8 protein-coding genes are annotated in these 13,016 nt (G+C 70.6%); 3 read left to right on the forward strand and 5 right to left on the reverse strand.

Features of this window, described 5'->3' with window-relative positions; translation table 11 throughout:
* The first annotated feature begins 62 nt into the window (after positions 1–62).
* Positions 63–1,649: an esterase-like activity of phytase family protein gene (locus ABD987_RS08080; RefSeq protein WP_345388715.1), complete on the forward strand. Its 1,587-nt coding sequence runs from the start codon at positions 63–65 to the stop codon at positions 1,647–1,649.
* 39 nt (positions 1,650–1,688) lie between these two features.
* On the opposite strand, the gene ABD987_RS08085 is transcribed toward ABD987_RS08080, so the two are convergent.
* Entirely contained in the window at positions 1,689–2,711 is a 1,023-nt protein-coding gene (locus ABD987_RS08085) for an autoinducer 2 ABC transporter substrate-binding protein (RefSeq protein WP_345388717.1), read from the reverse strand.
* Between the two features lie 203 nt (positions 2,712–2,914).
* Here ABD987_RS08085 and ABD987_RS08090 point away from each other — a divergent pair, with 203 nt between their 5' ends.
* The gene (locus ABD987_RS08090) at positions 2,915–3,346 is read left to right on the forward strand and encodes a DUF4396 domain-containing protein (RefSeq protein ID WP_425551078.1); all 432 of its coding nucleotides are present in this window, start codon (positions 2,915–2,917) and stop codon (positions 3,344–3,346) included.
* A gap of 24 nt (positions 3,347–3,370) precedes the next feature.
* Here the strand turns inward: ABD987_RS08090 and ABD987_RS08095 are convergent, their stop codons facing one another.
* From ABD987_RS08095 to ABD987_RS08105, 3 genes are all read right to left on the reverse strand, one after another.
* Positions 3,371–4,630: a glycoside hydrolase family 88 protein gene (locus ABD987_RS08095; RefSeq protein WP_345388721.1), complete on the reverse strand. Its 1,260-nt coding sequence runs from the start codon at positions 4,628–4,630 to the stop codon at positions 3,371–3,373.
* 390 nt (positions 4,631–5,020) lie between these two features.
* Entirely contained in the window at positions 5,021–6,247 is a 1,227-nt protein-coding gene (locus ABD987_RS08100) for a hypothetical protein (protein WP_345388723.1), read from the reverse strand.
* A gap of 226 nt (positions 6,248–6,473) precedes the next feature.
* On the reverse strand, positions 6,474–9,464 hold the full coding sequence (locus ABD987_RS08105; protein WP_345388725.1) for an AfsR/SARP family transcriptional regulator: 2,991 nt from the start codon (positions 9,462–9,464) through the stop codon (positions 6,474–6,476).
* A 454-nt stretch (positions 9,465–9,918) separates the two neighbouring features.
* Here ABD987_RS08105 and ABD987_RS08110 point away from each other — a divergent pair, with 454 nt between their 5' ends.
* Positions 9,919–11,433 (forward strand): glycoside hydrolase family 28 protein, encoded by a 1,515-nt coding sequence (locus ABD987_RS08110; protein WP_345388727.1) that lies wholly within the window; start codon positions 9,919–9,921, stop codon positions 11,431–11,433.
* Between the two features lie 141 nt (positions 11,434–11,574).
* Here ABD987_RS08110 and ABD987_RS08115 read toward each other — a convergent pair whose 3' ends face one another.
* Positions 11,575–12,771: a glycoside hydrolase family 88/105 protein gene (locus tag ABD987_RS08115; protein WP_345388729.1), complete on the reverse strand. Its 1,197-nt coding sequence runs from the start codon at positions 12,769–12,771 to the stop codon at positions 11,575–11,577.
* Positions 12,772–13,016 lie beyond the last annotated feature (245 nt).

Below are 13,016 nucleotides of genomic sequence, written 5' to 3' on the forward strand. Positions count from 1 at the left end.
GTCCATGTCGGGCACCCAGACTCCTTCTCCGGCGTCGTCGGACGCCGGAGAAGGAGAGACGGATGAAGCGGGCGAGAATCGCGGTCGCGGTGGGAGTGCTGGTCCTGCCGCTGCTCACCGCGGGTACTGCCGAGGCACAGGGCCCGCGGGCCGGGGACGACCACTACCGCGCGCGGGCCGGGCGGACGCTGGACGTGCGGCACCACGGTGTCCTGGCCAACGACAGGCTGCGCGGCAGGCTCGGCTCGGTGGTGCGGCACACCGCCCCGGCGCACGGCGCGCTGAGCCTCGACCCGTCCGGCACGTTCCGCTACACACCGGCGCCCGGGTTTACCGGCACGGATTCCTTCACCTACACGGCGTCGGACGCGGTGAAGCTGTACCCGGCGGAGGTGCCGCCGCTGGCCACCATCGACGGCGTGCGGGTCACCGGCGGCGCGTACGGCTCGTCGCTGGCCGCCGTGCCGGGCTCGCCGCACGAGGTCTACGGGCTGACCGACCGCGGCCCCAACGTCGACGCCCCGGACGGCGGGAAGGTCGAACCGCTGCCCGCGTTCACCCCGGCGATCGGGAAGTTCCGGCTCACCGGTGGGAAAGCCGTGCTGGAGAAGACGATCCCGCTGCGCGCCGCGGACGGGACGCCGTATTCCGGGCGGGTCAACACCCAGGCGAACACCGGCGAGAAGATCGTCGACCTGGCCGGCCACCCGCTCGCCGCCGATCCGAACGGCTACGACTCCGAGGGCCTGGCGGTGCAGCGGGACGGCACGTTCTGGGTCTCGGACGAGTACGGCCCGTTCATCACCCACTTCGGCCGGGACGGGCGCGCGATCGAGCGGCTGTCGCCGTTCGACGGGACGCTGCCCGCCGAGCTCGCGAACCGCGTGCCGAACAAGGGCATGGAGGGCCTGACCCTGACCCCGGACGGCCGGACGCTGGTCGGGATCATGCAGTCCGCGCTGCAACAGCCGGATCTCACCAAGAAGCCGGGCAACGTCACCACGCTGCGGATCGTCACGGTCGACCTGGGCACGCGCGTCACGCGGGAGTACCTGTACCTGCTCGACAACCCGAAGGACACCAAGACGGCGGTCAGCGAGATCACCGCGCTGTCGGCGACCCGGTTCCTCGTCGACGAGCGGGACGGGGCGACGCAGCCCGGCGCGTACAAGAAGCTGTTCGCCATCGACCTCGCCGGTGCCACCGACGTCGGCCCGCGCACCACGGCGGGGCCCTACGAGGCGGCGAAGGGTGGCCTGCTGGTCAAGGGCAAGAGCATCGACGCCTACGTCGGCACCGACGACACGGCCACCGCCACCGCGGACCTCGCGGCCGCGGGGATCCGGCCGGTGGCGAAGAAGCCGCATCTGGACCTCGGCGCGCTGGTGACCGCGCTCGACCCGGCTGGCGGGTTCTTCGGGCACGACAAGATCGAGGGCGTGGTCAGCCCGGACGGCGGCCGGACCGTGGTGGTGTCCAACGACAGCGACTTCGGCATCGACCGCGTGACGAACGCGGCGCCGCCGTACCGGCTCGGCGCGAAGCTGCTGCCCGGCGGTGCCCAGGACGACGGCGAGTACCTGGTCGTCGACACCGCGCTGCTCCCCGCCATGACCAGCACCGCCACGGTCACGATCACCGTGCGGTAAGCGCGGTGGTCGTTCGACCCCGGTGCATCGGAACGCCGGTCAGTACTTGAACTGGTCGACGTTCTGGCTCGTGATCAGCAGGGGGTCACCCAGCAGGACGGTTCGCTGGGGCAGGTCGTACTTCACCGCGGGCAGTTCCAGGCTGACCTTGTTGACCGGGGTGAGCGGCCTGCTCTCGGCGAGTTGCTTGGCCGTCCACGCGGTCAGGTAGCCGAGCGATTCGACGTTCCACAGCACCGACTGCGAGGCCGACCCGTCGAGCAGGTAGGGCTTGATCGCCTGCGGGGTGCCGACACCGACGGTGAACACCTGCCCGATCTTCTGCTGGTCCCGCACCGCCTGCGCGACCCCCGGCGCGGACGTCGTGCACTCGCCGACCAGTCCGGTGAGGTCCGGGTGCCGGGCCATCAGCTCCTTGGCGAGGGTGGTGGCGTTGTCCTTGTCTTCCCCGGCGTACACGGTCTCGACGAGCTGGGCCTGCGGATACCGCTCGGCGGTATAGCGCTTTTGGACCGCGATCCAGGCGTTGAGGTTCGCCGCGGCGGGGCCGCAGGACACGATCGCGTACTTGCCCTTCCCGCCGGTCTTGGTCATCAGCGCGTCGGTGAGCGCGGTGCCGACGCCCTCCGCGCTGGCCTGGTTGACGAACACCTCGCGCTGGGTGCCGGGCGCGTCCGTGTCGGAGGTGAGCACGTGGATGCCCTTGGCGCGGGCGTCCGCGATCACCGGGGCCAGCGCGTCCGGGTCGTTGGGCGCCACCGCGATCACGTTCACGCGCTGCTGCACGAGATCCCGCACGATCCGCACCTGGGCCGCCGGGTCCACGGTGGACGGTCCGGTCGAGACCCAGCGGATGCCCAGCTGCCGCGCCGCGGCCTGGCCGCCGGTGTCCATCGCGGTGAAGTATGGGATGCCCGCGACCTTCGGCACGAACGCCACCCGCGGTTCCCCCACGCTCGCGGGCTCGTCCGCCGCCCTGCTCCCGCACGCGGCCACACCGGACAGCAGCGACAGTAGTGCGACGCCCAGTACGAGCGTTCTTCTCGGCGCAGGCATCCCCACTCATTCCTCACGGGACTCACGAACGGTCCACGCGCGGTGGAGACCTGGGGCGAAAGTAGGGGAATCGGCTACGGCGGTCAACGGCTTGTGCGCGAAGGGTTACTGGATCGTTCATCGGAGCGAGGGCGGTCACACTTGCCTGAATACCCCAGGGGGGTATAGTCGTCGGCATGAACGAGACACGACACGGAGCCAGCTGGTCGATGGCCGCCACGGCGACCCTGCACTGCCTGACCGGCTGCGCCATCGGCGAGGTGCTCGGCATGATCCTGGGGACGGCGTTCGGCCTGCACAACGCGGCGACCGTGGTGCTCTCGATCGCGCTGGCGTTCGTCTTCGGCTACGGGCTGACCATGCGCGGCGTGCTGAAGTCGGGGCTCGGCCTCGGCGCCGCCTTCAAGGTCGCGCTGGCCGCGGACACGGTGTCGATCGCGGTGATGGAGATCGTCGACAACACCGTGATCGTCGCGATTCCCGGCGCCATGGACGCCGGGCTGGGCAACGTGCTGTTCTGGCTGTCACTGGTGCTTTCGCTGGCCATCGCCTTCGTAGTGACGGTCCCGGTCAACAAGTGGATGATCGGCCGCGGCCTCGGCCACGCCGTCGTCCACGCCCAGCACCACCAGCACCACTGAACACGACGGGCGCCGGCCGCGCGATCAGACCGAGGACAGGTCGATCGCGCGGTCGGCGTCGTGCGGCCGCAGCACCCGCAGGATGCCTTCGAGCAGGTAGTAGTCGGCGTAGGGGAGGGAGATCTCCACGCCGTCCTCGCCGGGGCGGTTGCGGGTGCAGCGCGCCACGATCGCCTCGGCCCGGGCCGAGCGCGTCGTGAGGCAGGTGCGGGACAGGGCGGTGAGCAGGCGCGACGCCGCTTCGCGGTAGTGCGGGCGCCGGGCCGCGACCGCGAGGTCGAGCAGCCCGCAGGCCATGATCGCGCCGGCCGAGGCGTCCTTGACGTCGTCCGGCTGCTGCGGGGCGAGGTAGTCCCACACCGGGACGTGGTCCGTGGTGAGCGCCTTCAGCGCGAAGTCCGCGAGTTTCCGCGCGGTGGCCAGGAAATCCGGGTTCCCGGTGCGCCGGTACATCGTGGTGAACCCGTAGATCCCCCAGGCCTGCCCGCGCGACCAGCACGACGCCGGGCTGTAGCCCTGCACGGTGCCCGGCCCGATCGGCGCCCCGGTGGCCGGGTCGAAGTCGAACACGTGCGGCGTCGAGCCGTCGGGCCGGGGGAACACGCTTTCCGCGGTCCTCGCGTGTGCGGTGGCGATGTCGAGGTACTTCGGGTCCCCGGTCTGTTCGGTCGCGAACGCCAGCAGATCGAGGTTCATCATCGTGTCCATGATGATCCGGCCCGCGTTCTTCGGGTCGTTCAGCGCGCCCCAGGCGCGGATGAACCGCCCACGCGGGTTGTAGCGCTGGATCAGCGAGTCCGCCGCCCGCACCGCGCCCGCGCGCCAGTGCTCGTCCCCGGTGAGCCGCCACGCGGTGACCCAGGACGGATAAAACAGGAATCCGAGGTCGTGCGTCCCGGTGTCGTGCTGCCGTGGCGCGAGCTTTTCCGCCGAGGCGAGCGCCAGCGCGCGGAATTGTTCCTCGCCACTGTACAGCCACGCCAGCCACAGCGTTCCCGGCCAGAATCCGCCCACCCAGTCGCCATTGTTCGAATAGGTCCATTTCTCGAACCGCGTCCCGACCGGGAAGGCCGTGACGCCGGGAGCGACGGCGCGCAGCTTCGCCACGGCGTAGTCCGCGGCGCCGCGCAGGGTCGCGGAAACCGAGGCCTCACCGGGCATCTCCTTAATGGACGCTGCCTTAATGGACGCTGCCTCGCCGGACGCGGCCGAGGGGGTCAGGGTGCCCGCCGCGACCGCGGCGCCGGCCGCGGTGCTCAGCAGGGTGCGCCGGGAAACGCTCACGATACCCGCCCTTCTTCGCCGGAAAGGGGAACGGCCGAGTTTCGCACAATGGTGACGCGCCTGTACAGCCGCGTTCGGTGGCATTCTCGAACTACTCGGTCCCTATTTGTTCAAGGATGTGAATTCGTCGCTCGTCCCGGGAATCGGATCGGTGCGCTGCGCGTGGGCGGCGGGGCGAGGCCGTGCCGGACAGGGGTGTACCGGACAAGGCGGCACCGGACAAGGCGAAGGCCCGGTGCAGGGGGTTCACCGGGCCTTCGCGTCGGCGGCGGGACGAGCCCGCCGGGATAGGAGTCAACAGTACTCCGCTCAAGATCCGCTCGAGGAGTTCCGGCTCACTCGTTATCGGGGTGTTTCCGCACCGATGTCGGCAACACTGTCGGAGTACGCTCAGGAACACTTCGGAGCGACCGGGCTGTTCGAGCCGGTCTTCAGATAGGTGTCGGAAACGTAGTGACCGGGCCCGATCCGGTCCCAGATCCTGCTGGTGCCGAACTTTCCGGTGACCGAGTCGCCGACGACGTAGCATTCGATGGTCACCTTCGCGTGGTTCGCCGCGAGCCCCTTGACCGCGGCCGAGGTGCTCGCGCCCGCCCGCACGTTCATCGGGTCGCCCGCGGTGGTGACGACGCCGGTCGGGCCGGAGCCGGTCCACAGGTAGGTCACGTTCACCCAGGCGTTGTCGGACAGTTTGAGCCCGTCCCAGAACACGCCGTCGGCGAGGTCGATGCCTGCCGGGTTCTGTACCTTGGTGCCGAGTCCGCTCTTTCCGCCGTTGTAGCCGTTCTGGTACGCGGCCTGCGCTTCCGGCCTGCCCTGCGGCAGATCCTTGAACTTCTGGCGCTTCGAAGCCGGGTTCCAGTAGTCGTCCTGCTCGTTCCACGGGCCGACCTCCCACACCGGCGCGTACTCGCAGCGGCTGTTGTCGGTGCGGCAGACGCGGGCGGTGTAGTTGCCGGTTCCCTTGGGGGACAACGACCTGCCGGACGGGAAGGAGACGAAGTGATCGCGCGCGACGATCTTGTGGCCGTTGGCGGTGGTGCCGCCGATCAGGCCCTCGCGGGTGCCGTAGACCTTGTAGGTCAACGGCGCGGCGGCGGTGGCGGCGTCGGTCTGCGGAGCGGTGTCGGCACTGAGCCGGACGTCACGGACGGTGGGACGGACGCCGTCGGTGGTGCTGGACAACGAAATCCGCACCTGCACCGCGCCGACCGGCGTGCCGAAAGTCGCGGCGCCCTGGCCGGCCGGAGTCCACTCGGTCCAGTCGTCCGCGCCGGTGCGGCCGCGGACGTCGACCTCGACCGCGGTGCCGGTAGGCGTGTCCGCGGCGACCTCGGCGGTGACCCGGCTCGCCGGGCCGTCCAGCGGGTGTTCGGCCAGCAGCAGCCTGCCCTCACTGCCCGAGGTCACCAGCGCGGTTCGGTGCCAGGCGGCGTCGGCCAGCGTCAGCGTCCCGCCCTCGGACCGCACGTTGACGTCGTCGTCATCCACAGTGGACAGATCGGCCCGCCAGGTGCCGGACGGCGCCGCGACGGCCGGGGCCGAGACCAGTGCCGTGACGGCCCCGGCGGCCAGTGCCGCCGCGCCGAGCCGGCGGAGCATCACGTTCCGGGCCATGCCCGTCTCCCTTCACCCACACGCATGAGAACGGGTGAAGCCTGGACACACCCCATACACGATCGATACAAACCTACTTCGGCGAACTCACGTGATCAGGGGCGTAACACGCGTGATGGGACACCGAACTCGCGTGATTGGACGCGTAACTCCTCGAATCACGCGAGTTACGTCTCCGATCACGCGAGTTACGTTGCCAGTCACGCGAGATCGGGGAACGGGACGGTCAGGCGGAGGCGATACGGCGGGGGCCGCGGGGTTTGTCCGGGGCGGGGTCGCCGAGGCGGTCGGCGAGGGCGGACTCCTCGGGGCGCGCGGACAGTTCCCGCCAGATCGCCAGCGCGCGTTCGGAGTAGGTCCGCGAGCGTTCCGGCTGCGCGAGTGCCTCGTGCAGCTCGCCGAGCAGCTGGGACACCTCGGCCTCGGACCGCCGGTCGCCGTTGCGCCGGTGCACGCTCAGCGAGTTCACCAGCAACAGCTGCGCGTGCGCGAAATCCCCGCTGTACAGGCACAGTTCGCCGAGGTTCTGGTTGGCGTAGCCGACGCAGTGGTCGTCGCCGAGCTCGGTGAAGATCGCGATCGCGCGGTCGACGTGCTCGCGCGCGGCCGCGAGGTTTCCCTTGTGCTGGTACATCAGCGCGAGCCGTTTCAGCCCGTGTGCCTCGCGGTGCCGGTCACCGATCGCGACGGACAGTTCGAGCCCGTCGCGGATCCAGCGTTCGGCCGAGTGGTAGCAGTGGCGGGCCATCCACACCGCGCCGGTCGCGATCCTCGCGACGGCCTCGCCGTGCCGGTCCTCCGCCTCGGCGAACAACTTCAGCGCGTCGTGGCAGTGCGCCAGCGCGGTCTCGTTGTCGCCCTGGATCCGGACGATCGCGGCGAGGCCGGCCAGCGCGATCCCGGCGCCCTGCGCGTCCCCGATCCGGTCGTAGAGCGCCTTCGACCGCGCGAACGCCACCTCGGACTCGGCGTACCGGTCCTGGTAGAGGTAGACCTGCCCGAGGTTGCGCTGGATGATCGCCTCGCCGCGCGCCGACCCGGACCGCTGGGCCGCCGCCAGCGCCACCGCGTGCGTGGCCAGCCAGTCGTCCTGGTGCCCGCGCAGGTCGAAGTACGGTGTCAGCGCCGCGGTCAGCCGCCACGCCAGCTCGTCACAGCCCGTTTCCGCGGCGAACGTCACGGCCGCGACGGCGGTGTGCCGCTCCGCGGCGAACCACGTGGCGGGGTCGGCGGGAAGCTCACCGATGCCTGGCGGCAGCGGAGGATCCCCGGCGTCGTCGTCGCGATACTGGCCGAAGAAGTGGATCGGCATCCGCCCGGCGGCCTCGACCGCGAGCGCGAGATACCCCTCCAGCACCCGCCGGGCCGCCGCCCGGCTCTTCCGCGCGTCGTCCCGCTCGGCGAGTTCGACGGCGTAGCAGCGGAGCAGGTCGTGCAGCCGGTAGCGCGGCTGGCCGGTGGCGTCGGAACCGACGAGCTCGACCAGGTGCGCGTCGACGAGCACGTCCAGCACGTCCTCGGCGCCCGGCCTGCCGAGCAGCGCGGCGACCACCCACGACGGGAACTGGACCGCGCCCAGCCCGCCGAGCCCGCGAAACGCCGTCGCGGCCGACATCGGCAGCAGGTCGTAGGACAGCGACACGCTCGCGCGGACCGCGAGGTCGCCGACGCGCAGTTCGTCGAGCCGCCGGTGCTCGTCGCGCAGCCGGTCGGCGAGCACCCGCAGCGTCCAGCCGGGCCGGTGGGTGAGCTTCGCCCCGGCCACCCGGATCGCGAGCGGCAGGTGCCCGCACTGCCGCAGGATCGCGGCGGCGCTGTCCGGCTCGGCCGCCACCCGGCGGGCGCCGACGATGCCCGACAGCAGCCGCGCCGCCTCGGCCTCCGGCAGCAGGCCGACGTCGACCGGGGCCGCGCCTGCCAGGTCCGGCAGCTTGACGCGGCTGGTGATCAGTACCGCGCACGCGCCGCTGCCCGGCAGCAGCGGCCGTACCTGGGCCGCGCTGCCCGCGTCGTCGAGCACGACGCACAGGCGCCGTCCGGCGAGCCGCGACCGCAGCAGCGCGGCGCGTTCGGGCAGTTCGCGGGGCAGCCCGGCGTCGGGCACTCCCAGCGTCCGCAGCAGTTCCGCGAGCACGCCCAGCGGTGCCCTCGGCGCGGAGGACGTCCCGGCGAGGTCGACGTGCAACTGCCCGTCGGGGAACACCTCGCGCACCGCGTGCGCCACCCGCACGGCGATCGCGGACTTGCCCGCGCCCGGTGCCCCGGACAGCACGACGACGGCCGGGGCGCCGTGGTCCGCGCGCTCGCGCAGGAGCGTGACCACCGCGCCGACGACCTCGTCGCGGCCGGTGAAGTCAGGCAGGTCCAGCGGCAGCTGGCAGATCGGGGCCGCCGGGGTCTCCCGGGCTACCGGCGGCGGCTCCGCCGGTGCCGTGACCAGGGAGGCGCGCAGTTCCCGTAGCCGGGCGCCCGGCCGCGCGTCCAGTTCCTCGGCGAGGACGCGTTCGGCAATGTCGTAGGCCTCGATCGCCTCCGCGGTGCGGTCCGCGGCACGCAGCGCGCCGATCAGCTGGGCCCAGAGCTCCTCGCGCAGCGGATGCTCGGTGACGAGCCCGCGGAGCTCGGCCACCGCCTCGTCGCAGCGGCCGATGTCGATCCGGGCCTTCACCCGCTGCTCCTGGACCGACAGCCGAACTTCACCCAGACGGGCGATGGTCGCGCTCCAGGCGTGATCATGCGGGAGCCCTTCGAGGACCTCGCCCCGCCACAGCGACTCGGCCCGGTCGAGCAGGGCGAGCGCGGCCTCAGGCTCGCCGCGTTCGAGCACGCCGCGGGCGTTCATGGCGAGTCCGGTGAACAGGACATGGTCGAGCTCGTCCGGCTCCGCGGTCAGCAGGTAGCCCGACGCGCGGCTGCTGATCCGGTCCGCCAGCTCGGGCGCGTGCTCGGCGAGGCGGCGGCGCAAGGAGTGCACGTACGTGCGGATGTTCGCCGCCGCCGAGCGGGGCGCCGTCTCTGGCCACAGCACCTCGACCAGCGCTTCGGTGGACACCACGACGTTGGGCTGCAGGGCCAGCGCGGCCAGCAGCAGGCGCGGCTTGGGCCCGCCGAGCGGCAGCACCTGGCCGTTCACCGTCACCTCGAGCGGGCCGAGGATCCGGAACCGCACAGCCGCGTGCCCGGCGGGAGGTGCCGCCCCAGTCGGCAGGTTCCCCATGGCCCGGATGCTATGGGCGATCTGGGTGATCCGCTAGCTCCATTCGGTGAACCCCGGTGCGCGCGCCCGCGACCAGCGATTTGTACGACTCGTGTACGCCGGGACGCAAGGCTGGGGACATGGTGTGTTCGAAGCCCCCGCGGGTCGCCGGTCCCCGGGTGGTTCCGGCCGGGCCGGTCGCGACGCGGCCAGGGGTCGCCGCGGGTGGTCGGCGGCGTTGCCGAGCCGGTCGAGTAAGCGCTTTCCCGCACTGGTCACCCGCTCGGGTGTGACGCGGACTACACCAGGGAACTCGGACAGCGCTTCCCCTGTCTGAGTTCCGGATCCCGGCCGGTGCGCGACACCGGGAGGGGCCCGCGCCCGACTGGGGGTGGCGCGGGCCCCTTTTCGCTCGTATTCTGGGTTTTCCGCCGTCGTGTCCCGAAATTCTCCTCACGAATTGGGCGGTATCCCTGTGAAAAAGCAGAGAAGGGGCCTGGTCGCGTCGGCCAGGCCGGGTTTCGCGTTGCTCGTCTCCGCGCTCCTTGTCCTTTCCGGAGCGCAGGTTTCCTCGGCTCTTCCCGGTGGCGTGTTCGACGTCAAAGACTACGGCGCCAAGGGAAACGGCTCCGCGAACGACTCACCGGCGATCGAGAAGGCGGTGGCCGCGGCGGGCGGCGCCGGCGGCGGGACGGTGCGTTTCCCGCCCGGCACCTACAAATCGGCGAACACGGTCCATCTGAAGAGCAGGGTGACGATCCAGCTGGACGCTGGTGCCACGGTCGTCGGCGCGGACGCGAAGTCCTACGACAAACCGGAACCCAATCAGTGGGACGATTACCAGGATTACGGCCACAGCCATTTCCACAACGCGATGTTCACCGGGGACGGCCTCACCGGTGTCGCCTTCACCGGAGCGGGCACGATCGACGGCGGCGGGCACCTGATCACCGGGAACCCGAAGAGCGGCGAGGCCGACAAGATCCTGTCGCTCACCCGGTGTGACGGTCTCACCCTGAACGGGATCAAGCTCCGGCGCGGCGGGCACTTCGCGGCGCTGATCAACGGCTGTCGCGACGTCGTTTCGGACCACCTCGTGATCGACACCGCGAGTGACCGGGACGGCTGGAACATCATCAGCACCACGAACGTGCGCATCACGAACATCACCGTCGCCGCGAACGACGACGCGCTCGTGTTCAAAAGCGACTACGCGCTCGGGAAGAAACTGCCGAACGGCGACGTCACGGTGACCGGCGCGAAGCTGTCGGCGGTGTGCTGCAACGCGCTGATGTTCGGCTCGGAGACCTGCGGCGACTTCACCGGGTACCACTTCTCCGACGTCGTCATCACCGGCGCGCACAAGTCGGGGATCGGCATCGTGTCCATGGACGGGGCGAAGATCTCCGACGTGCACTACCGGAACGTCACCATGTCCGGGACGTACTCGCCGATCATGATGAAGATCGGGACCAGGAAGCGGTGCGGGAACGATCCCGGTGTCGGCTCGATCAGCGGGATCACCTTCGACGACGTCAAGGGCACCTACACCGGCGGCGGCTCGTTCAGCCCGACCATCTGGGGTGCCGGGGCGGCGAACCGGGTCAGCGACGTGCGGTTCACCAACGTCGAGCTGTCCGTGCCGGGCGGGAACGGGACCATGTCGACCGGGGTGCCGGACAACAAGGCCACCGACTACAACCCGAAGAGCATCAGCACCCGGCCCGCGTTCGGCTGGTACCTGCACTACGCGTCGGACGTCCGGTTCGACGGCGGCTCGCTGCGGTTCGCGAAGGACGACGGCCGCCCGGCGATCATCGCGAACAACAGCGCGGGCATCGCCGTCGACCGGTTCGTCGTGCAGCGGGGCGGGAAGAGCCCGTTCGACGTCGGCTTCCAGAGCGTCGACGGCTACTGCGTCACCGGCACCACCACGACTACCGGCGCCGCGCCACGCCTCGCGACCTCCGGCTCCACTCCGCGCTGCTGATCCTCGCGTAGGTCCGTGGGGGCCTCCTTGAGGGACTCTGAGTCCCTCAAGGAGGCCCCCACGGACCGTGAAAACCGGTAAGGCCGCCTTACGGGGGTCTGACGTCCGTAAGGCGGCCTTACCGGCATGGAGCGGCGCGGGCTAGTGCGGCTTCTTCGTGAACTGTTCGTTCATGATCAGGAAGGCGCCGAGGCCGTGGAAGTCGTTGGTCCGGCGGGCCCGGCCGTAGTAGAAGTCCAGGTCGCCGACGTTGGTGCCCTCGCAGATGTCGGCCACGTTCGTCAGCCCGTCCGCGTCACGGGTCACCTTCCGCAGCACCCCGGCGTAGCCCCGGTCCGCGACGCCCTGGTACGACGCGGGCAGGTAACCGCGCTCGACACCGCGGGCGAGGGTGAAGGTGTACATCGACGAGGCCGAGGTCTCCAGCCAGTTCTTCGCGTCGCCGCCGCGGTCGACGACCTGGTACCAGCGTCCGGTCGCCGGATCCTGGTAGCGCCGGTACCCGGCCGCGAGGAAGCGCACCATGTCGATCAGCGCGGCGCGGCGGGGGTGTCCGGCGGGCAGCACCTCGAGGATGTCGATGGCGGCCATGCCGAACCAGCCGATCGCCCGCGCCCAGTGGAACTTCGAATGGTGACCGGGCCCGGACGACCACGATTCCGAGCCGTCCTCGTCGTAGGCGTGGTACAGCAGGCCCTTGGCCGGTTCGGAGAGGTGCTTGAAGTACACCGCGAGGTTCTTGGCCGACTCCTCGAAACAGTACTCCGCGTCGCCGAACGTCTTGCCGTACAACGCGAGGAACGGCTGCGCCATGTAGACGCCGTCGCCCCACAGCTGCCCGACCTTGCTCGTCGCGTGGAACATGCCGCCGTCGGCGGTGCGCGGGTAGGTGGGAAAGCGCTTGCGCAGCTGGTCGGCCGCCGTCTTGTACTTCTTGACGCCGGTTTCGGTGTAGAGCAGCGGAAGCATTTGGCACGACCGCATGGCGTCGAGATTGGTGAACCCGTTGGAGATCCCGCTGTCGGTGATGAAGCGGTCGTACCACGCGATGACGAAGTCGAGGTACTTCTTCTCCCCGGTCCGCCGGTAACACAGGTACTGGCCGTACATGTAGAGCCCGAGCGTGTAGCCCCAGCCGCCGATGGTGGCGGGGGTGAAGCGCTTCATCGTGGAGTCGATGACCGCGCGGGAGAGGTCCGCCTGTCCGGCCGGTGGCCGCGGGCCGGTGGGGGCCGCGGCCGTCGCCACACCGGGCACGGCCGCCGCGGCGGCGGCCGCGAGGGTGCCCGCCAGGAACGTGCGCCGCGGCAGCCGTGCCGGGTCGAGGGAATGGGACATGCGTGGTCCTTTCCTGCACTGGCCCCGGTGACGCGGTGAAGCAAGGTGGCCGGGGATGCCGATCCGCCGTCCGTCGGCATCCCCGACCGGCCGTGGGGGCGACCGAGTCGCCTGGGCGGTGGCCGGGTGAGCAAGCGCGCCAACCCTGATGGAACGTCTACCCGCCGAAGAGATCCCACGTCAAGAGCGATCAGATTTTCTGTGTCATATATCAGATATTTTCGACGAGATGGACCGGTGGCCGG

Origin of the sequence: Amycolatopsis samaneae, assembly GCF_039541975.1 — a bacterium.
Lineage (GTDB): Bacteria > Actinomycetota > Actinomycetes > Mycobacteriales > Pseudonocardiaceae > Amycolatopsis > Amycolatopsis samaneae.

Coding starts and splice junctions, on each gene's coding strand:
- ABD987_RS08115 (WP_345388729.1), bottom strand. CDS start 12,771: ATGTCCCATTCCCTCGACCCGGCACGGCTGCCGCGGCGCACGTTCCTG.
- ABD987_RS08090 (WP_425551078.1), top strand. CDS start 2,915: ATGGCCGCCACGGCGACCCTGCACTGCCTGACCGGCTGCGCCATCGGC.
- ABD987_RS08105 (WP_345388725.1), bottom strand. CDS start 9,464: ATGGGGAACCTGCCGACTGGGGCGGCACCTCCCGCCGGGCACGCGGCT.
- ABD987_RS08100 (WP_345388723.1), bottom strand. CDS start 6,247: ATGGCCCGGAACGTGATGCTCCGCCGGCTCGGCGCGGCGGCACTGGCC.
- ABD987_RS08080 (WP_345388715.1), top strand. CDS start 63: ATGAAGCGGGCGAGAATCGCGGTCGCGGTGGGAGTGCTGGTCCTGCCG.